The organism is Kribbella flavida DSM 17836 (assembly GCF_000024345.1).
GTDB lineage: Bacteria > Actinomycetota > Actinomycetes > Propionibacteriales > Kribbellaceae > Kribbella > Kribbella flavida.
Map to the genome: position 1 here is coordinate 6,056,709 of NC_013729.1, position 20,291 is coordinate 6,076,999.

The 20,291-nt window shown below is 71.0% G+C and carries 22 protein-coding genes; 9 read left to right on the plus strand and 13 right to left on the minus strand.

The window, feature by feature from the left end:
* Window positions 1-4: 4 nt before the first annotated feature.
* The 4 genes from KFLA_RS27895 to ilvA are packed head-to-tail and all read right to left on the minus strand — an operon-like array spanning window position 5 to window position 4,239.
* Complete coding sequence (locus tag KFLA_RS27895; protein ID WP_012923184.1) at window positions 5-811, minus strand: carbohydrate ABC transporter permease; 807 nt, start codon at window positions 809-811, stop codon at window positions 5-7.
* A complete protein-coding gene (locus tag KFLA_RS27900) occupies window positions 808-1,686 on the minus strand; it encodes a carbohydrate ABC transporter permease (protein WP_012923185.1) in 879 nt (292 codons plus the stop codon). The genes KFLA_RS27895 and KFLA_RS27900 overlap by 4 nt, the downstream gene beginning before the upstream one ends.
* Window positions 1,683-3,023, minus strand: a complete 1,341-nt coding sequence (locus tag KFLA_RS27905; RefSeq protein WP_012923186.1) for an extracellular solute-binding protein — start codon at window positions 3,021-3,023, stop codon at window positions 1,683-1,685. Before KFLA_RS27905 ends, KFLA_RS27900 begins: the two co-directional genes overlap by 4 nt.
* Before the next feature lie 10 nt (window positions 3,024-3,033).
* Window positions 3,034-4,239 (minus strand): threonine ammonia-lyase, encoded by a 1,206-nt coding sequence (gene ilvA / locus KFLA_RS27910; protein WP_012923187.1) that lies wholly within the window; start codon window positions 4,237-4,239, stop codon window positions 3,034-3,036.
* 61 nt (window positions 4,240-4,300) lie between these two features.
* Here ilvA and KFLA_RS27915 point away from each other — a divergent pair, with 61 nt between their 5' ends.
* Window positions 4,301-5,245, plus strand: coding sequence for an aldo/keto reductase (locus tag KFLA_RS27915; RefSeq protein WP_012923188.1), 945 nt, complete (start codon window positions 4,301-4,303; stop codon window positions 5,243-5,245).
* Window positions 5,246-5,255: 10 nt separating this feature from the next.
* On the opposite strand, the gene KFLA_RS27920 is transcribed toward KFLA_RS27915, so the two are convergent.
* The 4 genes from KFLA_RS27920 to KFLA_RS27935 all read right to left on the minus strand — a co-directional run bounded on the left by KFLA_RS27920 (window position 5,256) and on the right by KFLA_RS27935 (window position 8,317).
* Window positions 5,256-6,059, minus strand: coding sequence for an ABC transporter permease (locus tag KFLA_RS27920; protein ID WP_012923189.1), 804 nt, complete (start codon window positions 6,057-6,059; stop codon window positions 5,256-5,258).
* Window positions 6,059-6,841: an ABC transporter permease gene (locus KFLA_RS27925; protein ID WP_012923190.1), complete on the minus strand. Its 783-nt coding sequence runs from the start codon at window positions 6,839-6,841 to the stop codon at window positions 6,059-6,061. The genes KFLA_RS27920 and KFLA_RS27925 overlap by 1 nt, the downstream gene beginning before the upstream one ends.
* Window positions 6,841-7,788 carry an ABC transporter ATP-binding protein gene (locus tag KFLA_RS27930; protein WP_012923191.1) on the minus strand — a complete coding sequence of 316 codons (948 nt, stop codon included), beginning with the start codon at window positions 7,786-7,788 and terminating at the stop codon, window positions 6,841-6,843. Before KFLA_RS27930 ends, KFLA_RS27925 begins: the two co-directional genes overlap by 1 nt.
* A 70-nt stretch (window positions 7,789-7,858) precedes the next feature.
* Window positions 7,859-8,317 (minus strand): DUF4383 domain-containing protein, encoded by a 459-nt coding sequence (locus tag KFLA_RS27935; protein ID WP_012923192.1) that lies wholly within the window; start codon window positions 8,315-8,317, stop codon window positions 7,859-7,861.
* Between the two features lie 226 nt (window positions 8,318-8,543).
* On the opposite strand from KFLA_RS27935, the gene KFLA_RS27940 reads away from it, so the two are divergent.
* A complete protein-coding gene (locus KFLA_RS27940) occupies window positions 8,544-8,858 on the plus strand; it encodes a hypothetical protein (protein WP_012923193.1) in 315 nt (104 codons plus the stop codon).
* 73 nt (window positions 8,859-8,931) lie between these two features.
* Here KFLA_RS27940 and KFLA_RS27945 read toward each other — a convergent pair whose 3' ends face one another.
* The gene (locus KFLA_RS27945; protein WP_012923194.1) at window positions 8,932-9,690 is read right to left on the minus strand and encodes an SDR family oxidoreductase; all 759 of its coding nucleotides are present in this window, start codon (window positions 9,688-9,690) and stop codon (window positions 8,932-8,934) included.
* A 123-nt stretch (window positions 9,691-9,813) separates the two neighbouring features.
* On the opposite strand from KFLA_RS27945, the gene KFLA_RS27950 reads away from it, so the two are divergent.
* The 5 genes from KFLA_RS27950 (at window position 9,814) to KFLA_RS27970 (ending at window position 13,130) form a co-directional block, all read left to right on the plus strand.
* A complete protein-coding gene (locus tag KFLA_RS27950) occupies window positions 9,814-10,362 on the plus strand; it encodes a MarR family winged helix-turn-helix transcriptional regulator (protein ID WP_012923195.1) in 549 nt (182 codons plus the stop codon).
* Window positions 10,359-11,972, plus strand: a complete 1,614-nt coding sequence (locus KFLA_RS27955) for an MDR family MFS transporter (protein ID WP_012923196.1) — start codon at window positions 10,359-10,361, stop codon at window positions 11,970-11,972. The genes KFLA_RS27950 and KFLA_RS27955 overlap by 4 nt, the downstream gene beginning before the upstream one ends.
* A 70-nt stretch (window positions 11,973-12,042) precedes the next feature.
* Window positions 12,043-12,474 carry a hemerythrin domain-containing protein gene (locus KFLA_RS27960; protein WP_012923197.1) on the plus strand — a complete coding sequence of 144 codons (432 nt, stop codon included), beginning with the start codon at window positions 12,043-12,045 and terminating at the stop codon, window positions 12,472-12,474.
* A 45-nt stretch (window positions 12,475-12,519) separates the two neighbouring features.
* Window positions 12,520-12,909: a nucleotidyl transferase AbiEii/AbiGii toxin family protein gene (locus KFLA_RS27965; RefSeq protein WP_012923198.1), complete on the plus strand. Its 390-nt coding sequence runs from the start codon at window positions 12,520-12,522 to the stop codon at window positions 12,907-12,909.
* Between the two features lie 20 nt (window positions 12,910-12,929).
* Window positions 12,930-13,130 carry a hypothetical protein gene (locus tag KFLA_RS27970; RefSeq protein ID WP_012923199.1) on the plus strand — a complete coding sequence of 67 codons (201 nt, stop codon included), beginning with the start codon at window positions 12,930-12,932 and terminating at the stop codon, window positions 13,128-13,130.
* A gap of 68 nt (window positions 13,131-13,198) precedes the next feature.
* Here KFLA_RS27970 and KFLA_RS27975 read toward each other — a convergent pair whose 3' ends face one another.
* The 3 genes from KFLA_RS27975 to KFLA_RS27985 form a co-directional block, all read right to left on the minus strand.
* Window positions 13,199-14,611: an AI-2E family transporter gene (locus KFLA_RS27975; protein ID WP_012923200.1), complete on the minus strand. Its 1,413-nt coding sequence runs from the start codon at window positions 14,609-14,611 to the stop codon at window positions 13,199-13,201.
* A gap of 29 nt (window positions 14,612-14,640) precedes the next feature.
* The gene (locus KFLA_RS27980; protein WP_012923201.1) at window positions 14,641-16,026 is read right to left on the minus strand and encodes a glutamate mutase L; all 1,386 of its coding nucleotides are present in this window, start codon (window positions 16,024-16,026) and stop codon (window positions 14,641-14,643) included.
* A gap of 205 nt (window positions 16,027-16,231) precedes the next feature.
* The gene (locus KFLA_RS27985; RefSeq protein WP_012923202.1) at window positions 16,232-17,386 is read right to left on the minus strand and encodes a cystathionine gamma-synthase; all 1,155 of its coding nucleotides are present in this window, start codon (window positions 17,384-17,386) and stop codon (window positions 16,232-16,234) included.
* Between the two features lie 372 nt (window positions 17,387-17,758).
* Here KFLA_RS27985 and KFLA_RS27990 point away from each other — a divergent pair, with 372 nt between their 5' ends.
* Window positions 17,759-18,340: a hypothetical protein gene (locus tag KFLA_RS27990; protein ID WP_012923203.1), complete on the plus strand. Its 582-nt coding sequence runs from the start codon at window positions 17,759-17,761 to the stop codon at window positions 18,338-18,340.
* A gap of 8 nt (window positions 18,341-18,348) precedes the next feature.
* The gene (locus tag KFLA_RS38000) at window positions 18,349-19,446 is read left to right on the plus strand and encodes a hypothetical protein (RefSeq protein WP_012923204.1); all 1,098 of its coding nucleotides are present in this window, start codon (window positions 18,349-18,351) and stop codon (window positions 19,444-19,446) included.
* Between the two features lie 245 nt (window positions 19,447-19,691).
* Here the strand turns inward: KFLA_RS38000 and KFLA_RS28000 are convergent, their stop codons facing one another.
* Entirely contained in the window at window positions 19,692-20,273 is a 582-nt protein-coding gene (locus KFLA_RS28000) for a TetR/AcrR family transcriptional regulator (protein WP_012923205.1), read from the minus strand.
* Between the last annotated feature and the right edge of the window lie 18 nt (window positions 20,274-20,291).

A 20,291-nucleotide genomic window follows, 5' to 3' on the forward strand; every position in this document is an offset into this window, starting at 1 on the left:
CGTCTCACTCGCGGACGGAGCCTTCCAGCATGCCGGCGATGAAGTGCCGCTGCAGGAACGCGTAGACCAGCACCACCGGCGTACCGACGATCACTGCGCCGGCGGCGAGCAGCGTGAAGCCCGAGGTGTACTGGCCGGAGAAGAACGCCAGGCCGAGCGGCGCGGTCCGCAACGACTCACTGGTCACCATCACCAGCGGGATCAGGAACTCGTTCCAGGTCCACATGAAGACGAGCACGACCAGCGTCACCAGCGCGGGCCGGGCCGGCGGGACCAGCACCTGCCACAAGGTCCGCCAGTGGCCGGCGCCGTCCAGCCGGGCCGCCTCGACCAGTGAACGGCTCGACGACCGGAAGTAGGCCCGCATCCAGAACGTGCCGAAGGCAACCGACTGGGCGACCTGCGGCAGCGCGACCGCCCAGAACGTGTCGGTCAGGCCGACCGTGCGCAGGTCGAAGTACAGCGGTACGACGATCGCCTCGGTCGGCATCATGATGCCGAGCAGGAACAGGTAGAACAGCACCCCGGCGCCGCGGAACCGCATCGTGCCGAACGCGTAGCCGCTCAGGATCGAGAACAGCACGCTCACCAGCACGACGCTCACCGACACCAGCAGGCTCATCCGCAGGTAGGTGCCGAAGTGCCCGATCTCCCAGGCCTTGCCGAAGTTGCCGAAGCCGCTCGACCCGCTGCCGCCGTCGTCCGGCCCGAGCGCCGCGACCAGGATCGCCACGATCGGCGCCAGCGCGAACAGGCCGAAGACCGTCAGCAGCAGGTAGTTGCCGAACCGCTCGGCCGCCGACGCCCTCATGCCGTCCTCCGATCCGCGATCCGGTTGACGCCGAGCGTGATCACGAAGATCAACACGGTCAGGCAGACCCCGATCGCCGCCGCGGAGCCGACCTGGCCGAGCTCGAACGCCCGGTGGTACACCTCGTACGACGGGACGCTGGTCGAGTTGCCCGGTCCCCCGCTGGTGGTCACGTAGACCAGGTCGAACGTGCGCAGCGCGGCGATCACCGTCAACGTCACCGCGACCGCGATCTCACCGCGCACGGCCGGCAGCACCACCGCGAAGAACTCGGCCACCGGGCCGGCACCGTCGAGCCGGGCGGCCTCGTACCGCTCCCGCGGGATCCGGGCCATCCCGGCCAGCAGCAGCACGGTGACCAGCCCGGTCTCGAACCAGGTGCCGATCACCCCGACCGCCGGCAGCGCGAACGTGTAGTCCCCGAGCCAGCCGCGCGCGACCCCGTCGAGGCCGACCGCCCGCAGGACGTCGTTCAGTGGGCCGTCGGGTGCGTAGATGTGGCGCCAGGCAACGGCCACCACCACCATCGCGACCACCTGCGGCAGGAACACGACCGTCCGGAAGAACCCGAGCCCGCGGACCCGCGCCCGCTGCAGCACCGAGGCGATCGCCAGGCCGATCAGCACCGGCAGGACCGAGTAGAAGACGATCAGCACCAGGGCGTGGCCGAAGGCGGCCCGCAACCCGGCGTCGGCGACCACGTCCGCGTAGTTGCTCAGGCCGACGAACCGGCCCAGCGAGATCCCGTCCCACTCGAACAGCGAGAGGTGGACGGCACGACCCAGCGGGTAGAGCAGGAAGAGTCCGTAGACGACCAGCGCGGGCAGCAGGTAGAGGTAGCCGATCTTGCGAGGTTCGCCGGGCGGTGAGCTCACTTGGCCGCGAACTTGCTGTAGTCGGCCTCCAGCTTGTCGACGAACTGCTGCGGTGTCGCCTTCTTCGCCATCAGGTCCTGCAGCGCGGCGCCGAGCGTGTCGTACATGGTCGGCGTCGCGTAGTCGAGGTACGGGACCAGGCCCTCCTGGCTGACCGCCGTACCGAACGCGGTGAACACGTCCTTGGCCAGCCCGGCCGGCGGCTGCTGCTGGGTGGTGTCGGCGATCGGCAGGTTGCCGGTCGAGGTCAGCACCTTCATCGCGTCCGGGCTGGTGATGAAGTTGATGTACGCCGCGGCCGCGTCCTTGTTCTTCGCCTTGTTCGTCATCGCGAACGGCAACCCGGTGCCGCCGGTGACGACGGGCTTGGCGTCGGCGGCCTGACCCGGCGGCAGCAGGAAGCCGACCTTGTCGCCGAGCGCCTTGGCCAGGTCGGCCTGCAGCCAGGTCCCGGCGATCAGGAAGACGCCGTTGCCCTTGCCGAAGTCCTGCCAGGCCGGGTCGTAGCCCTGGCCGTTGAAGCCGGAGTTGAAGTAGCCCTTGTCCACCCAGGAGACCAGCGTCTCGGCGGCCTTGGTGTTCTCCGGCGTCTTCCAGGAGGCACCGGGCCGGCCGAAGGCGAGCGTGGTGATCTGGTCGGCCGGCGTGACCTTGCCCTGGACCGTGCCGAAGACGTGAATGGCCGGCCACTTGTCCAGGTTGCCGAGCTGCATCGGGGTCTCGCCGGCGGCCTTGGCCTTGGCCAGCGCGTCCTCGAACTCGGCCCAGGTGGTCGGCGGCTGCAGGCCGAGCTTGGTCAGCTTCTCCTTGTTGTAGTAGAGGCCGACCACCTCACCGACCTGCGGCAGGCCGTACAGGTTGCCCTCGCCAAAGGTCTTGCCGTCGGCGGAGTAGCGCGAGTACTGCAGCACCGTGCCCGGGTAGCGGCTGCCCCAGTCGTACGCCTTGGCCCACTCGTCCAGCGGGACCAGCTGACCGGCCTTGACGAACTCGCCCATGTCGGAGCGGCCGTTGTTCGCCTGCACGACGTCCGGGGCGTCGTTGCCGGACAGCGCGAGCCGCAGCGTGGTCTTCAGGTCGTCGAAGGACCGCGACACCCGCTTCACCTTGATGTTGGGGTACTTCGCCTCGAAGTCCTTGACCAGCTGGGCCATCTGCGCGGCCTGACCGCCCCGGACCTCCTGGTCCCAGACCGTCAGCGAGACGTCTCCGAGCGCGGCCGCGTCGGTCTTGACCGAACTCGGTGCGCCGGCCTGACCACCCGGGTTCTCGGACCCCGGCGCACAAGCGGTGGTCAGCACCAGCGCGGCTGCCCCCAGGGCGGCAACGATCTTCACAGCGAGCTCCTCAGTTCAGCGTGTAGGTGTATCCGTGGCTGGTCAGACTGGTCAATACCCGCATCCGGTGCTCCTCACCCCGGGTCTCCAGTTGCAGCGCCACCTCGACCTCGTCCAGGTTCAGCGTCTCGGAGATCCGTTCGTGCAGCACCTCGATGATGTTGGCCTCCACCTCGGCGAGGCGGGTGAGCAAGCTGGCCAGGCCGCCGGGTGTGTCGGGGATGCGGACCCGCAGCGACAGGTAGCGGCCGGCGGCGGCCATGCCGTGGCGCAGCACCCGCATCAGCAGGACCGGGTCGATGTTGCCCCCGGACAGCACCACCACGACCGGCGGCTTGAACCGCAACGGGTCGTCCAGCACGGCGGCGACCGCGGCGGCACCGGCCGGCTCGACCACCAGCTTGGCGCGTTCGAGCACCAGCAACAGGGCCTTGGACAACGAGTCCTCGCCGACGGTCAGGATCTCGCCGACGTGCGCCTGGATCGCCGCGAACGGCACCTGGCCGGGCAGCCCGACCGCGATCCCGTCGGCCATCGTGCTCATCGTCGCCAGCGCCACCGGGGCCCCCGCCGCCAGCGAGGCCGGGTACGCCGCGGCGCCGGCCGCCTGCACCCCGACGACGGAGATCGGCATCCCGTCGCGCTGCATCGCCGACGCGATCCCGGCGACCAGTCCGCCGCCTCCGGTCGGCACCACCACGGTCCGCACCTGCGGGCACTGCTCGACGATCTCCAGCCCGGTGGTCGCCTGCCCGGCCACGATGTCGGGATGGTCGAACGGGTGGATCAGGATCGCCCCGGTCTCCGCCTCGAACTCCCGCGCCGAGGCCAGGCACTCGTCGATCGACGTGCCGACGAACCGGATCTGCGCGCCGTACGCCCGGGTGGCCTTCTCCTTCGGGATCGGCGCGCCGTGCGGCATGAACACGGTGGCCTTGATCCCGAGCAGCTGGGCCGCCAGCGCGACACCCTGCGCGTGGTTGCCGGCGCTGGCCGCGACCACGCCGCGGGCCCGCTCCTTCTTGGTCAGCCGCGCCATCCGCACGTACGCCCCGCGCAGCTTGAACGACCCGGTCCGCTGCAGGTTCTCGCACTTGAGGAAGACGTCACCGCCGACCAGCTCGCTGAGCCACCGCGAGTACTCCAGTGGCGTGGGCGCTACGACGTCGTGCAGGAGGTCGGCTGCCCGGGCGATCTCCGCCGCACTGATGCTCACCCCATCACACTAAGGCCGTAGCCCCCGGCCACGGCTTCATTTACCGGCTAGCGTGACCGTCATGACACTGCGGACCCGCCCCTTCGGCTCCACCGGCATCGACGTCAGCACGATCGGCCTGGGCGCCTGGCAGCTCGGCCGGTCGACGAGCTGGCCGACCGGCCCCACGCCGGACGAGGCGGTGCGGATCGTGCACGCCGCGCTCGACGCCGGCGTGAACTTCATCGACACCGCCCCCGCGTACGCCGACGGCCAGAGCGAGCTCACCCTCGGCCGGGCGCTGAAGAGCGTGCCGCGCGACCAGGTCGTGCTCTGCACGAAGGTCGGTCCCACCCACGACGGCCGCACCGACTGGTCGGTGGACGCGATCGCGGCGTCGGTCGAGGGCAGCGCGGTGCGGATGGGCGTCGACCACCTCGACCTCGTGGTGCTGCACAGCCCGCCGCCCGAGGTGCTGGACAGCCCCGAGCACTACGCCGCGCTCGAGACGCTCCGGGTGAAGGGGCGCATCCGCGCGTTCGGCGCATCGGTCGACCACGGCCAGGACGTCCGCACCGTGCTGACCACGACCAGTTCCCAGGCCCTCGAGGTCCGGATGTCCGCGCTCTACCAGGAGACCTGGCCGGCCGTCGCGGAGGCCGGAACGCACGGCGCCGGCGTCATCGTCAAGGTGCCGCTCGAGTCCGGCTGGCTCTCCGGCCGGTACGACGCGAGCAGCCGGTTCGACGACGTACGGTCCCGGTGGTCCGCCGAGGACGTCGCCCTGCGCGCCGGCCTGGTCGAGGAGCTGCGCGAGCTGCTGCCCGCCGGCCTGAGCCTCGTCGACGCCGCGCTGCGGTTCCTGCTCGCCAACGAAGGCGTCTGCACCGTCATCCCCGGCACCCGCTCGCTCGACCACCTGAAAACCAGCATCGCCGCGGTCGCCGAGCCCCTCCCGCCCGCCACCGTCACCGCCCTTCGCACCTGGTACGCCGACCGCCTCGGCAACCAGCACCTGGAGTGGTGACGCGGCGCTGCTACTTGAGCAGGAGCTTGCCGAGGCGGCGGGAGGCGACGTACATGCCGGCTGTGCCCATCGCGGCGAGGTAGAGGGCGTTGATCAGCAGGGTCCAGCTGACGGTGCCGGTGGTCAGAGCGCGTTCGAGGGCGACGCCCTGGTAGAGCGGGGTGATCTCGACCAGCCAGCGGATCGCGCCGGGATAGGTCTCGACCGGGTAGAACGTCGCCGAGAACAGGAACATCGGCATCGTCGTCAGCTGCACGAACTCGAAGTCCTGCCAGCTGCGCATGAACGTGGTCAGTGCCATCCCGGCGCCGGCGAACGCGAACCCGATCAGCACCGCGCCGGGCAGCGCGAGCAGCGCCCACCAGGACTCCACCAGGCCCATCCCGAGCATCACCACGATGAACATGGCCGAGTAGCAGGCACCGCGCAGCAACGCCCAGGTCACCTCGCCGGTCGCGACGTCCCAGGGCCGCAACGGCGTGGCCAGCATCGCGTCGTACAGCTTGGCGTACTTCATCCGGAAGAAGATGTTGTACGTCGCGTCGAAGACCGCGCCGTTCATCGCCGAGCTGGCCAGCATCGCCGGCGCCACGAACGCGGCGTACCCGATCACGGTGCCGTCGGCGAGGGTGAAGTCGCCGACCAGCTGGGCGACGCCGATGCCGATGGACAGCAGGTAGAAGACCGGCTCGAAGAAGCCGGACACGAACACGACCCAGGACCGCCGGTAGACCAGGAAGTTGCGCTCGACCAGGTGCCGGCCGTTGCCGAACCGGACCGGGACCGGGAGCACCCGGGTGGCGAGAGTGGCCATCAGCTGATCAACCTCCGGGTCAGGCCGCGGACCGCGAACCAGGTGCCGACGCCGAACCACGCGGCGAGATAAGCCAGGTTGCCGAGCGCGGTGAGCGGGTCGACGGTGTTCAGGCTCAGGTCGCGGGACAGCTCGACGCCGTGCCACAGCGGGCTCAGGTAGGCCAGCCACTCGATCCAGTTCGGCAGCTGGGAGACCGGGAAGAACGCGCCGGAGAACAGGAACGCCGGAATCACCCCGAACCGGAAGATCATCGCGAAGCCGGAGTCGTTGTCCAGCCGGGTGGCGACCGCGCAGACCGGCGCCGCGGCGGCCATCCCGACCAGCAGCGCGACCGGCAGGCCGAGCAGCCCCCACGGCGTCGCCAGCCCGCCGAAGACCGCGATCACCAGCAGGAACACCACGCAGGTGGTCAGCACCCGGAACGCGACGAAGGCCAGCTGCCCGTACATCACGTCGGCCGGCCGCAGCGGGGTGGCGATCATCGAGAAGTAGAACTTCTGCCACTTGATCCCGCCCAGCACCGGGTACGTCGACTCGCCGACCGCGATCTGCAGCGCGGTCGAGGCGAGCAGGCCGGGCGCGATGAACTGCAGGTAGCTGATCCCACCCAGCGCGCCGCTGCCGTTGCCGTCGACGAACGAGCCGAGGCCGATGCCCATCGCGGCCAGGTAGAGCAGCGGCAGCAGGAAGCTGCTGACCAGGCTGCCCTTCCAGGTCCGCTTGTAGACCGTCGCCCAGTAGTCGACCTGGCGGCGGCCGTTCTCGAGCACGACACTCATCAGTCCACCAGCGTCCGGCCGGTGAGCCGCAGGAAGACGTCCTCGAGAGTGGACCGCCGGACCAGCACCGCGGCCGGCTGCAGCCCACGGTCGTGCACGGCCGCGACCGTGCTCTCGCCGTCGTCGGTGTAGAGCAGCAGCCGGTCGGGCAGCACCTCGATCCGCTGGGCCAGGTCCTCGACCTTGCCGGCCAGCGCGTCGTGGTCGGCCGACATCACCTCCGGCCCGAACCGCAGCTCGGTCACCTCACGCGTCGAGTAGTCCCGGATCAGCTCGTACGGCGACCCCTCGGCGGCGATCCGGCCGCCGTCCATCACCACCAGCCGGTCGCACAGCTGCTCGGCCTCGTCCATGTAGTGGGTGGTGATGATCAGCGTGACACCGGCCTGCTTGAGCCGGAAGAGCTTGTCCCACAGCAGGTGACGGGCCTGCGGGTCGAGCCCGGTGGTCGGCTCGTCGAGCAGCAGCAGGTCGGGTTTGCTGACCAGCGAGCGGGCGATCGTCAGCCGCCGCTTCATGCCGCCGGACAGCTCGTCGACCTTGACCTTCGCCTTGTCGGTCAGCGCGACGAACTCCAGCAGCTCCTCGGCCCGTTGCCGGCACTCGGCCCGGCTGAGCCCGAAGTACCGGCCGTAGACGGTGAGGTTCTCCTGGACGGACAGCTCGGTGTCGAGCGTGTCGTCCTGGGGGCAGACGCCGAGCCGGGCGCGGATCGCCGGGCCCTCGGTCGCCGGGTCCATCCCGAGGATGCGCAGTGAGCCGCCACTGATCGGCGAGACCGCTCCCACCATGCGCATCGTCGACGACTTGCCGGCGCCGTTCGGTCCGAGGAAGCCGAACGCCTCGCCCTGGTAGACGTCCAGGTCGATGCCCCGGACCGCCTCGAAGTCGCCGTAGGACTTGGTCAGCCCGCGCGCCTGGACCAGGGACTCCCGCTGCTCGCTCACGTCCCCGACCCTAGACGCACGGGCCGACAGTCTGCTTCTTGTTGATGCCGTACCTGTGGGCCGGACCGCGTCAGCGGGCCGTCGTGGCGGTGGTCCGCCGGCGGCCGAGCGCGACGCCGAGCGCGATCATGCCGAGGCCGAGCAACAGGTGCAGCCAGTTGTCGGCGTTGTTGACCGGAACGAAGTTCGCCGAGCTGTCCTTGTCGATCACCAGGCCGTAGATCCACAGCACCAGGTACACGATGCCGCCACCGATCAGGTAGTTCTTCGCGCCGTCGAACGTCCGGGCCAGGGCCAGGCCGAGCACCCCGAACAGCAGGTGCACGATGTTGTGCAGGATCGAGACCTGGAACAGTCCGAGCAGCAGTGCCTCGGAGTGGTGGCCGGCGAACGACATCGTGTCGTAGTTGGTGGTGATGCCGGGGATGAAGCCCAGCACACCGACCAACAGGAACACCGCGGAGACCGCCACCGCGGCCTTCTGTACGTCGGTCGCAGTCATGCCGCTGCGCTGTGCAGTGTTCGCCATCGTCCTCTTCCTTTCAGCGAACCGGACGCGGTGCAGCGTCCGGGCGCCCCAGGTACCCACGGTGAGGGCGGCAATGCACCGGCGCGCGACCGTGATCACTCCGTGATTACAGGGCGTGGACCACGGCGGGGTCGCAGCGCGGAACCGGGGGCGGGATCGGGGCGCGAATACAGGGCGGGGGCCTGGGTACCTCGACGTCTCCCGACCCGGCCGAGGAGGTTGCCACATGCCCGGACAGCGCCCCCCTGCTCCCACGGTGCTGGCGCCGTTCCTCGCGGAGCACTACGCCGCGACCGGGCAGGACCTGACCGCTCTGGCGGCCACCGACCAGAAGCTGCTCGCACTGGCCCGGGTGTACGCCGGACTGCCCGGCATCGCCGAGGAGATCGCGGAGACGACCATCCGTCCCGACACCGCGCGCCGCCAGGCCCGGATCCGGCACCTCTACCACCAGGCCAACGACATGCTGAACGACACCGCCGTCGCCATCCGCCACCGGCTGACCGTGCTGGCCCGCCGCCACAACCTGCGCGCTCGCTGAGCCAGGGGTTCGCCCGGCCGAGCTGTCCCGCTCACAGTCGAGGGGACCGGAGGCGGGCCCCGGAACGCGCGGTTCAGCCGCGGCCGGCGTACGGCATGCCGGCCGCCATCACGGTGAGGTTCGGCACGGCGACCGAGGTCGGCAGCAGCGCGACCCGGGCGACGAAGTCGGCGACGATCTTCGGGTCGAAGGTGGGCTCGACGGCGGTCGAGCCGTCGGGCTGCAACGCGCCCTGCTCCATCCGCTCGGTCATCGCCGTCGCGGCGTTGCCGATGTCGATCTGTCCGGCGGTGATGCCGTGCGGGCGGCCCTCCAGCTCCAGGCCCTTGGTCAGCCCGGTGACGGCGTGCTTGCTCGCGGTGTACGCGATCGCGTGCGGCCGCGGCACGTGCGCCGACAGCGAGCCGTTGTTGATGATCCGGCCGCCCTTCGGGTCCTGCCGCAGCATCAGCGCGAACGCCGCCTGAGCACACAGGAACGACCCGGTCAGGTTGGTGTCGACCACCGCCCGCCAGTCGGCCTCCGCGACCTGCTCGACCGGCGCGGCCGGCATCCCGGTGCCGGCGTTGTTGACCAGTACGTCGATCCGCTCGAGATTGGCGAAGAAGGCCTGGACGGCCAGGCCGTCGCTGACGTCGAGAACCGCGGTGCGCACCGAGCCCACCCCTGCGGGTCCGACCGGCCCGACCTCACCGGCGGCCGCGGCCGTCTCCAGCAGCTTGCTCTCGGTCCGGCCGGTGACGGTGACCTGGAACCCGGACCCCGCCAGCGCGAGCGCCATCTCCCGCCCGAGCCCGGAACCTCCACCGGTGACGACCGCGATCCTCTGCATCCCCGACCTCTTCCTGACGCGTGGCGTGACCGCCAGACTACGACTGGTCAATCAGTTGCCACGGGCACGGCATCGCCAGAAACTCATTTGCGTGTATCACGCAAGCATGCATATGCTTGCGCCATGCATGTAAATGACGCGTACACCCCCGCGACCCCGGTCGAGGGCGTCCTGCACGCGTTCACCCGGATCGGCCGGCGACTGAAGGCCAAGCAGCCCGGGGACACGATGGACCACAGCGCCCACCTGGTGCTGTTCGTCCTGCGGTGCAACGGCGCGCTGCGGCTGTCCGACCTGGCGAACAAGATGGAGATCGACGCCTCCACCGCGAGCCGGCACGTCCGCGGCCTGGAGCAGGCCGGGCTGATCCGCCGCTCGGTGGACCCCGACGACGGCCGCGCCTTCCGGGTCGAGCTGACCGACCAGGGCACCACCGAGTGGGAGAACAACGCCAAGCGCCGGATGGCGCTGCTCTCCCAGGCGATGGAGGGCTGGTCCGAGCACGACATCAAGACCTTCGAGCAGCTGATGACCCGGTTCGCCGACGGCGTCACCAGCATCGCCGACGCGCGCGGCGACACGAAGGCCTCCAGCGACCGGGCCTGGGCCGACAAGGGCTGGGCCGAAGCCGCGCGACTGCACACCGAAGAGAACGTGGAGAGCACCAGATGAGCACCCCCGAGCCCGCCGCTCCAGGCGGAGCCGTCGCCGAGCCGGACGCCCCCAGCTACCTGTCGCACAAGCAGATCATGGTCGTGCTGGGCGGTCTGATGGCCGGCATGTTCCTGGCCGCCCTCGACCAGAGCATCGTCGGCACCGCGCTGCCGCAGATCGTCAGCGAGTTCAACAGCCTGGACAAGCTGTCCTGGGTGGTCACCGCCTACCTGCTGACGTCGACCGCCTCCACCCCGCTGTGGGGCAAGATCTCCGACCTGTACGGCCGCCGCCCGCTGTTCATCGCGGCGATCCTGACCTTCCTGGCCGGCTCGGTGCTGTCCGCGCTGGCGCAGAACATCGAGGAACTGATCGGCTTCCGCGCCGTCCAGGGCCTGGGCGCCGGCGGACTGCTGTCGCTGGCGTTCGCCACCATCGGCGACGTGATCCCGCCGCGCGAGCGCGGCAAGTACATGGGGTACTTCGGTGCCGTCTTCGGCCTGTCCTCGGTGGCCGGGCCGTTGCTCGGCGGACTGCTCACCGACGGTCCCGGCTGGCGCTGGATCTTCTGGATCAACCTGCCGATCGGCGCGGTCGCGCTCGCTGTCGTCGCCGCGGTGCTCAAGCTGCCGCACGTCCGGCGCAGCCACAAGATCGACTACCTCGGCGCCGCCATCGTCACCGCCGCCGTGACCTCGCTGCTGCTGGCCGTGTCCTGGAGCGGCCCGGAGAACGGCTGGGGCGCCGGCATCACGGTCGGCCTGCTCGTCGCCGCGGTCGTGCTCTCGGTGGTCTTCGTGCTGGTCGAGCTGCGGGTGGCCGAGCCGATCATCCCGATGGACCTGTTCAAGGGCAGGATCTTCGCCGGCTACGCCGGGTACACCTTCCTGCTCGGCTTCGCGATGTTCGGCGCGCTGATCTTCCTGCCGCTCTACCTGCAGGCGGTCAAGGACATGTCGCCGACCCGCTCCGGGCTGGCGCTGCTGCCGATGATCTTCGGCATCTTCTGCGCCTCGATCCCGAGCGGCCAGCTGATGAGCCGGACCGGCCGCTACAAGATCTACCCGATCATCTCCGCGGTCCTGGTCGGCGGCGCGATGGTGATGCTGTCCACGCTGAGCATGAGTACGCCGTACTGGCAGCTGGCGGTTTACATGTTCGTGATGGGCAGCGGGCTGGGCCTGTCGATGCAGATCACCGTCACCGCCGCGCAGAACAGCGTGCCGCGCAAGCACATGGGCACCGCGACCTCCACGATGACGTTCTTCCGCTCGATGGGCGGCGCGATCGGTACCGCCGTGTACGGCGCGGTGCTGACCAGCCGGCTGACCGAGCACCTGGGCGACATCGTGCCGCAGTCCGCGCAGAACATGGTCGGCATGCTGGCCAAGGCCGCCAACAGCGTCGACGCGCTGCACGCGCTGAAGGAGCCGATGAAGGGCTGGGCGCTGCTCGGCCTGGTCGAGGCGATGGGCGACGTGTTCCTGGTCTCCCTGCCGTTCCTGGTGATCGCGCTGGTGCTCGCGATCATCACCCCGGAACAGCGCCTGGCCGGCCGCACCGACGAGACCCCCAAGGACGGCGACGAGCCGGGCGTGGAGGCCTCCGCGGCCGCCTCGATGCACTGATCACCCACCGGCAGCCGCCCTCGGACTCCTCCGAGGGCGACTGGTGCCGTCGCCGGTTAGGCTGGCGGCGATGTCACGCCTGGAAGCCTTCGGCAATCAACTGATCGAGTTCCACCTCAGCGTCCGCGACCAGTTGGACGAACTGCGCGAGACCGGTTCGAGCTCCGGCGCCGAGCTCCGCGTCCACTGCCTGGCGTTCTGCCGCGCGCTCACCGCCCACCACACCGGTGAAGACAACGGCGCCTTCGTCGCCCTCGCCGAGCACTACCCCGAACTGCGGCCCGTGCTCGAGGAACTCGCGGGCGACCACGTGATCATCGAGGACGCGCTGCGCCGCCTGGAAAAGCTCGACGAACTCGCCCCCGCCGAGCGCCTCCGGGAACTCGACACCCTCTCGGCTCTGCTGGAAACCCACTTCAACTACGAAGAACGCAAACTCGTCGCAGCGATGAACACCCTCACCGACGACCGCCTGGGGTTGCCTTTCCAGCCGCCCGCCTGAGGCCGCCGTACGTCGACCTCGGCTCGCCGGAGGCAAACTGTCCGCATGGATCCGCTCCAGCGCCGGATGGCGATCGCCGGGGTGCGCGCTCTCGCCGATGACGGCTTTGCTCTCGCCGGCGGCTACGCGTTGCGCGCACACGGCTTCGGGCAGCGTGACTCCGACGACATCGATCTGTTCACCGACGTGCTCGATCCGCAGCGCTTCGCCGAGGCGGTCGACCGGCTGACCGGTTCCCCGAGCTGGCCGCGATCGGATCCGGCGGCGTCTGGCAGTGATGGACCCGGACCACGAGAGCGCGGCCCGGATCGCCCTGTCCACGATCAGGAACCAGGGCTTCACACTCGCCGGAAGGCCTCGTCGATGGACCGGGGGATGTTCGCGGAGCAGTTCTCCGCCGCCTCCGGCATCCCGGACGCGCGGTACGCCGAGTAAGGGCTGGCGCTGAGGAGACAGTGTCGCTCAAGCAGGACATGGCCGGCTGGGCGCAGGAGATGCGAACGCGCGCGGCGAACCCGGACCTGGACAACGCGCTGCGCCTGCTGCAGACCGGGCGGGGGAAACCCGGGCAGGGTCTGGCCGCCGGCGGTGCCGGCGAGGCGACGCGCAACCAGACGCCGTACGAGCGAGGCCGCGACTCCGACCGCGGACGCTGACGCCCCGGTCGCCGGTGCGCGATGCTCGGGTGAGCACCGCGGCCGGCTTCGGGCTGGGCAGAAACGCCCTACTCGACGACGCCGGTCGACGGATTCCGGCGGCGGGGCAGGGGGCGTCTGGGCAGGGGTCTCGGGGGTTCGGGGTCGACGTCGTTGCCGGCCAGGTGGTTGACGATGGTGTTGATGACCGCCGCCGTCGGCACCGCAACCAGCGCGCCGACGATGCCCGCGATCACCACGCCGGTCGCGATCGCCAGGATCACCGCGAGCGGGTGCACGCTGACCGCCCGGCCGAGCAGGAACGGCTGCAGCACATGGGCCTCCAGCTGCTGCACGCCGATCACCACCGCGAGCATGATCACCGCGACGATCGGCCCCTTGGCGACCAGCGCGACCAGGACCGCGACGCAGCCGCTGACCAGCGCGCCGACCACCGGGACGAACGCACCGACGAAGACCAGGATGCCGATCGCGCTGACCAGCGGCAGGCCCAGGATCGCGGCGCCGAGCGCGATCCCGATCGCGTCCACCGCGGCGACGATGATGGTGGCCCGGACAAACGCGGTCAGCGAGACCCACGCCTTGCGACCGGACGAGTCCGCCTTCTCGCGCGCCTGCCGGGGGAACAGCCGGACCAGCCAGGCCCAGATCTGCTCGCCCTGGTACAGGAAGAAGAAGAGGCAGAACAGCGAGATGAACAGGCCGGCGACGACGTGCGTCGCGGTGGTGCCGACCTCGGCCGCCCGCTGGCCGATCGCACCGCCGGACATCACCGTGTCGCGGAGCCGGTTCAGCGCGTCGGTGATGTCGGCGTCGCTGACGTTCAGATTGATCCGGGCCATGTCGCGCAGCTCGCGCACACCCTCGCCGACCTGGGTCGACAGGTTCTCGAACTGGGTCGCGATCTGGGCACCGACCAGCGTCAGCAGCCCGGCGACCACGACCAGCGTGAGCAGCACGGTCCCACCGGCCGCCGGACCACGGGGGACGCGGATCTTCTGCAGGCCGTTGGTCACCGGCACGAGCAGGGCGGTCAGCAGGACGCCGATCGTCACCGGCACGACGACTTCGGACAGGTACCGCAGGGCGTAGGCGAGCACCAGCACCGCGGCCGTGATCACGAGGAACCGCCAGGCCCAGGCGCTCGCGATCTGCATGCCGGGAGTCACGCCGGTGTCGATCCGTCCCCGGCTGGAGGCCACCATGTGATGCTCTGCCGCGGGGTCGCTCCCGGAAGGCACCGTGGCGCTGGTCCCCTCCCCCACCTCGTTGTCGGCCACCGGACTCGGCTCGTCCCGCCCGACGTCGGGCACGTCGACCCGGTCGTCCCAGCCTGCCCCGTCCCCGCCGACCAGGTCGGACCGCCGCGCACCGGTCATCTCACCCCGGCCGTCGCCGGACACGTCCGCCACGTCGTCCCGCCTCGCCCCGGGCACGTCGGCCCGGTCGTTCCGTCCTGCCGGCTTGCCCGGGTCGCTCATGGCACCTCCGCTGTCCCGCTCACAGGACCCTAGTGCCCTGCGCGGACCGATCCATGTCTGTCGGTGCCAACCCGATGCGCGAGTCCTTCGGCCGCGACCGGATCGGTCTCGGCCAGCAGGCCGACAGCGGCCAGAACGTAGTCCCGGTCGACGCAGACCCGGGCCTCGGCCGGGACCAGCCAGCCCTCCTCCCGCGCGCCCACGGCGACCGCGCCGAGGATCCGCTCGGCGACCTCCGGGCCGTTGTGCCGCAGCACTCCCCCGGACCCGACCAGCAGGTCCACCTCGCGCAGGTCCTTGCCGGACCGCTCGATCACCCGGCCGCCCGGCCCGAACACCACCCGCTGCCGCCCCGCGTGCCGCCGCAACGCCACCGTCGCCGCCACCCGGGCCAGCGTCTCGTCGTACGCCGCCTCGGCCGCGGAGTCCGGCAGGTACGCCGGATCGTCGTGCCGCCGCCGAGCCGCTTCCGCCAGTTCGGCGTCCGCTGCGACCAGGCCGGCCTCGACGCCCGCGGCGACCACCGGGACGGCGCTCCAGCGCATACCGAGATCGCCTTCGACGGTCCGGGTGACGGGGTGGGTGGCGACGACCTCGCGGCCGAGGTTCGCGTCCTCCGGGTCGAGCTCGATCACCGAGTGCACGTCCGTGGTCGCGCCGCCGATGTCCACCACCGCGACGTCGCCGTGCAGGCCCGCCAGCACCTCGACGCCCCGCAGGACGACGTCCGGCGTCGCGGCCCGCACCATCGCGGCGAAGGCCGGATCCCGGGACAGGTTCTTTCCGCCGATCACGTGCGCCAGGAACATCTCCCGGATCGCCGCCCGGGCCGAGTCCGGCGCGAACAGCCCGATCTCCGGCACCACGTTGTCCGCGAGCACCGCGGGAACGCCGCCACCGGCCAGCAGTCCGGCCACCTCGTCCCGCGCGTCGACGTTGCCCGCAGCAACCACGGGCTTGCGCCACCGGTACTTCGCGAGCACCTCGGCGGTCCGGGTCAGTACAGCCGCGTTGCCCCCGTCGGTGCCGCCGAGCAGCAGCACCACGTCGGGTCTGTCCGCCCGCAGCGCCTTCAGCGAGGTCGCCGTCAACCCACCGCTGACCACGGCAACCACGCGTCCACCGCTGGACAGCGCGACCCGGCGGCCCGCCTCGGCGGTGACCAGCTCCTCGTTGCCGACGACCGCGATCCGCAGCCCACCACCCGCACTGGAACAGGCCATCACCTCGGCCCGCTCGACCCTCCGGTCCACGGCCAGCAGTTGCCGGCGGCAAGTGTGCCAGCCGTCCATGACGTCGGTGCCGATCGTCGTCCGGTGCTCGGCCCGGGCCACCAGGTCACCCGACCCGGCGTCCACCGCGACAGCCTTCGTGAAGGTCGACCCGAAGTCGACCGCCACCACCAACCCACTCACCCAACCACCTTCCCCCGCCTCCGCCGCCCCGCTCGCCCCTTCGCCTCCGATGGGTTAACCCGTCAGGTGCATGGTTGGCCCACCAAATTCTGGTGGGCCAACCCTGCGTTTCGCGGGTGAACCCATCGAAGGGCCGGTCCGCCCGTCGCCGACCGAGGCGAACCAGCGTTGCCCGGTACGCCGTACCGTCGCGCGGGCTGTCGGCTCAGGCCAGGGCGCGGTCGAGGTCGTGCAGCAGGTCGTCGATCGTCTCGATCCCGACGCTGAGCCGGATCAGGTCGGCCGGCACCTCCAGCGGCGTACCGGCGACCGAGGCGTGCGTCATCTTGCCCGGGTGCTCGATCAGCGACTCGACGCCACCGAGCGACTCGCCCAGCGTGAAGACCTCGGCCTTGTTGCAGATGTCCAGCGCGTGCTGCTCGCCACCGGTGACCCGGAACGACACGATGCCGCCGAACCGCTTCATCTGCTTGGCGGCGGTGTCGTGGCCGGGGTGGCCCTCGACGCCCGGGTACAGCACCGAGGTGACCGCCGAGTGCCGCTGCAGGAACTCCACGACCTTCTCCGCGTTGTCGCTGTGCCGGTCCATCCGGACCCCGAGCGTCTTGATCCCGCGCAGCACCAGCCAGGAGTCGAACGGCCCGGCGACCGCGCCGATCGCGTTCTGGTGGAAGGCGATCTTGTCGGCCAGCTCGGCGTCGCGCACGATCAGCGCACCGCCGACCACGTCGGAGTGACCACCCATGTACTTCGTGGTCGAGTGCACCACCACGTCGGCACCGAGCTCCAGCGGCTGCTGCAGGTACGGCGAGGCGAAGGTGTTGTCGACCACCAGCAGCGCCCCGGCGTCGTGCGCGATCTGCGCGACGATCGCGATGTCGGCGACGTTCAGCAGCGGGTTGGTCGGCGTCTCCAGCCAGACCACCTTGGTCTTGCCCGGGCGGATCGCGGCCCGGATCGCCTCCGGGTGGGTGACCGCGGCCGGGGACATCTCGACGCCCCAGGCACCGAGCACCTTGGAGAACAGCCGGAACGTGCCGCCGTACGCGTCGTCGGGGAACACCACGTGGTCGCCGGGCACGCACAGCGAGCGGATCAGCGTGTCCTCGGCGGCGAGGCCGCTGGCGAACGCGAAACCACGCTTGCCGCCCTCGATCGCGGCCAGACACTCCTCCAGCGCGGTCCGGGTCGGGTTCGCCGACCGGGAGTACTCGTAGCCGTTGCGCAGCCCGCCGACGCCGTCCTGCTTGTAGGTGCTCGTCGCATAGATCGGCGGCACCACCGCTCCGGTGGTCGGGTCGGGCTCGTTGCCGGCATGAATCGCGAGCGTCTCGAAGCCGTACTGCTGTCCAATCTCCACCGAACCAGCCTACGTCCTGGTCCTACCCGCCCCGGCACCTGGTCCAGATCCAGGCAGAACCCGCCAGATCCAGGCAGAACCCGCTGCCCCGGCCCGTTCCCGGGGAGAACGCCGGCCCATCCCCCGGGGAGAACCCGCCGGCCCAGCCCATCCCCGGGGACAACCCGCCGGCCCGCCCCATTCCCAGGGAGAACCCGCCAAGTTGTGGGTCCACCAGGCCGAATGCCGGGGGAAGACCCACAAGGTGGCGGGATATCCCCCCGAGGGGTGTAGGTGGGAGTGGGGCTGGGGACGAGCGGGTGGTGCTGACCCTGGGCGGACCTAGATTTGCCGTCGTACTGCCGCGGCAGGTGGACGGAAGGAACGGCGCGGATGAAGACGCAGGACAGGCCGCTGGACGAGGACGACCGGGCGATGGCCGATCTCGCCGAGGTGCGGGACTGGACCGCCGTGGCCGGCCCGGACAGCGACGCCACCGGACCGGCCGTCGTGGTCGCGCTGGTCAACCGGGTGATGGCCGCGACCGGCTGGCAGCCGTGGCCGCTGGAGCCGGGCGAGACCATCGACGAGGGTTCCGCGTCCTGGGGATTCACCACCCAGCGGGGTACGACGATGGTGGTGTTCGACGGGCTCGCGTTCTCCGACTGCCGCAACTCCGGCTGGTCGGCGTACCAGATCGGGCCGGACGACATCGCCGAGGCCGAGGCCGGGCTCGACGCGCACTGGCCCGAGCACCTGGCGCTGGCCACCAAGCACTGGGGCGAGCCGGACTACGTCGGGGACGAGAGCAAGCCGGAGTTCCTCGACGAGTGGGCCCCGGGTGCCGGCGCGGACCGGCGGCACCTGGCCGTCTGGCTGCGTGTGGGGGCCGAGTTCCACCTGTTCAGCAACAAGCCGACCAAGGACCCGCTGACTCCGGCGGTGGGCGTCAACTACGCGGTCTACATCGACTAGGAGATCCGATGAGCACACCGAACGAAGGCCAGGGCTTCTCCTGGACGCCGGGCGACGCGGCCGGCGCCGCGCGCGTGCTGTCCGAGCTGGGCCCGCGGGAGCAGCAGGCCCTGGGCCGGGTGATCCGCGCCGCCGCTGCGGTCGGCCCGGTGATCAACGGCGTGGCCCGTGGCATCCGCGTCATCCGGAACACGATGTCCCGGCTGAGCGAGTTCGCCCAGCGCCTGGCCGGTACGGCTCGCAACCTGCGCGCCGGCGCGCGGGAGCGGGCGACCAGCGTCCGGCAGAGCTCGTCCGAGCGGGCCGGGGCGATGAGCCAGCAGACCCGCGAAGCCGTCGACCGCGCTCGCGGAGGTGCCGTGAACGCCGCCACCTGGGCGGCCAACTCGGTCGTCGGCGGTGCGCAGGCGATCGGTCGCGTCGCCGCCGCCGCGGGTCGCGCCACGGCCGACGTCGGTCGTCAGGCGGGAGCTGCCGTGGCCGACGCCGGCCGACAGGCGGGTGCGGCGGTGGCGGATGCGGGTCGCCAGGCTGGAGCTGCCGTGGCGGATGCCGGCCGGCAGGCTGGAGCCGCGGCGGCCAACGCGGGCCGTCAGGCGGTCGCGGCGGGTCAGGAGGCGGCGGGCAAGGCCGGTCGCTGGTTCAACGCGCAGGTCAGCCGCGGGGCCGCCAAGGCGAGCGCCGCCCTCGCGGGTCTGGCCGCGCGCCGGATGGACCCGACGCTCACCTCGCCGGACCAGAAGCTCGAGAAGCGCGACATCCTGCTCGCGCAGAAGTCCGCCGAACTGTTCAGCTCCCCGGAGAGCGAGCGCCCGGCGAAGGCGGCCGAGCTCGCGGCGTTCATCCAGAAGGAGTACGGCGCCGCGCAGGTGAACGGCCCCGACCAGAACGCGCAGGGCCAGGAGGCCGGCGTGGCCCGGAACGTCGCCGCCAGCCAGGAGATGAGCCGCTTCATCACCGCCAGCCCGTCCGCCTCGACGATGTCGAAGCCGGACACCCAGGCCGGCAAGCAGTCGGAGTCCGGCGCCGAGCCCGGCACCGGCCGCCACCGCAAGCAGCCCGGCCAGGGCAAGGACCAGAGCAAGGGCAAGGACCAGGGCCGCTGAGCCCAGCACACATCTGACGAAGCGCCGGCGAGCACACCTCGCCGGCGCTTCGTCGTACTCCGGGAGCCGGCCCTGCCAGGTCCGGCGCACGCCCGGGTCCGGCGCACGCCCGGGTCCGGCGCACGCCCGGGTCCAGCGCACGCCCGGGTCCAGCGCACGCCCGGGTCCAGCGCACGCCCGGGTCCAGCGCACGCCCGGGTCCGGCGCTGCCGGGACCGGCGCACGCCCGGGACCGGTCGGCGCGGTCAGCTCGGGACGTTGCGGCGGCCGGTGAGAACGGCGGTGGCGGCTTCGAGCAGGGTCTGGTGGAACTCGGCGTCGCTGAGCTGGGCCGGTTCCAGGCCCGCGGAAAAGACGGCACCGACGACCTCGACGGCCGCCGTGGCGATCACCCGGTCGCGAGGGCTGGGATCCGGGCCGGCCAGCCAGAGCTGGAAGCGGCGGCTGCGCTCGATCAGCTCCCCCAGATCGTCCCCGAAGGCGGCCAGCACGGCCGCGATGTCACGCAGCACGGTCGGCCCGGTGGCGCGGTGGGTGATCACCACGTCCAGATACGCGGCGAGCAGCTCGCGCTCCGCCTCCGGTGACCACGGCACCGTGTCGACCCGCTGGAACATCGCGTACAGGTCGTCGAAGAACGTGCCGATGATCGCCTTCAGCAGGTCCTGCTTCGACGAGTAGTGGTAGTACAGCGACGCCTTGGTGATGCCGACCTGCTCGGCGATCTCCCGCAGGCTCGTCTTCTCGTACCCCTGACTGCTGAACAGCTCGAGCGCAGCCCGGTGGATGTCGCCCTTCGTGTCCCGGGACTTCGTCTCCTGCTGCATGCGGCCCAGTTTCTCATT

What these genes read in the sequence shown, in the direction of transcription:
- KFLA_RS27945 (WP_012923194.1), bottom strand. Translation starts at nt 9,690, where the DNA reads ATGCAGAGGATCGCGGTCGTCACCGGTGGAGGTTCCGGGCTCGGGCGG.
- KFLA_RS27935 (WP_012923192.1), bottom strand. Translation starts at nt 8,317, where the DNA reads ATGGCGAACACTGCACAGCGCAGCGGCATGACTGCGACCGACGTACAG.
- KFLA_RS27955 (WP_012923196.1), top strand. Translation starts at nt 10,359, where the DNA reads ATGAGCACCCCCGAGCCCGCCGCTCCAGGCGGAGCCGTCGCCGAGCCG.
- KFLA_RS27965 (WP_012923198.1), top strand. Translation starts at nt 12,520, where the DNA reads ATGGATCCGCTCCAGCGCCGGATGGCGATCGCCGGGGTGCGCGCTCTC.
- KFLA_RS27950 (WP_012923195.1), top strand. Translation starts at nt 9,814, where the DNA reads ATGCATGTAAATGACGCGTACACCCCCGCGACCCCGGTCGAGGGCGTC.
- KFLA_RS27925 (WP_012923190.1), bottom strand. Translation starts at nt 6,841, where the DNA reads ATGAGTGTCGTGCTCGAGAACGGCCGCCGCCAGGTCGACTACTGGGCG.
- KFLA_RS28000 (WP_012923205.1), bottom strand. Translation starts at nt 20,273, where the DNA reads ATGCAGCAGGAGACGAAGTCCCGGGACACGAAGGGCGACATCCACCGG.
- KFLA_RS38000 (WP_012923204.1), top strand. Translation starts at nt 18,349, where the DNA reads ATGAGCACACCGAACGAAGGCCAGGGCTTCTCCTGGACGCCGGGCGAC.
- KFLA_RS27915 (WP_012923188.1), top strand. Translation starts at nt 4,301, where the DNA reads ATGACACTGCGGACCCGCCCCTTCGGCTCCACCGGCATCGACGTCAGC.
- KFLA_RS27920 (WP_012923189.1), bottom strand. Translation starts at nt 6,059, where the DNA reads ATGGCCACTCTCGCCACCCGGGTGCTCCCGGTCCCGGTCCGGTTCGGC.
- KFLA_RS27990 (WP_012923203.1), top strand. Translation starts at nt 17,759, where the DNA reads ATGAAGACGCAGGACAGGCCGCTGGACGAGGACGACCGGGCGATGGCC.
- KFLA_RS27960 (WP_012923197.1), top strand. Translation starts at nt 12,043, where the DNA reads ATGTCACGCCTGGAAGCCTTCGGCAATCAACTGATCGAGTTCCACCTC.
- KFLA_RS27940 (WP_012923193.1), top strand. Translation starts at nt 8,544, where the DNA reads ATGCCCGGACAGCGCCCCCCTGCTCCCACGGTGCTGGCGCCGTTCCTC.
- KFLA_RS27975 (WP_012923200.1), bottom strand. Translation starts at nt 14,611, where the DNA reads ATGAGCGACCCGGGCAAGCCGGCAGGACGGAACGACCGGGCCGACGTG.
- KFLA_RS27895 (WP_012923184.1), bottom strand. Translation starts at nt 811, where the DNA reads ATGAGGGCGTCGGCGGCCGAGCGGTTCGGCAACTACCTGCTGCTGACG.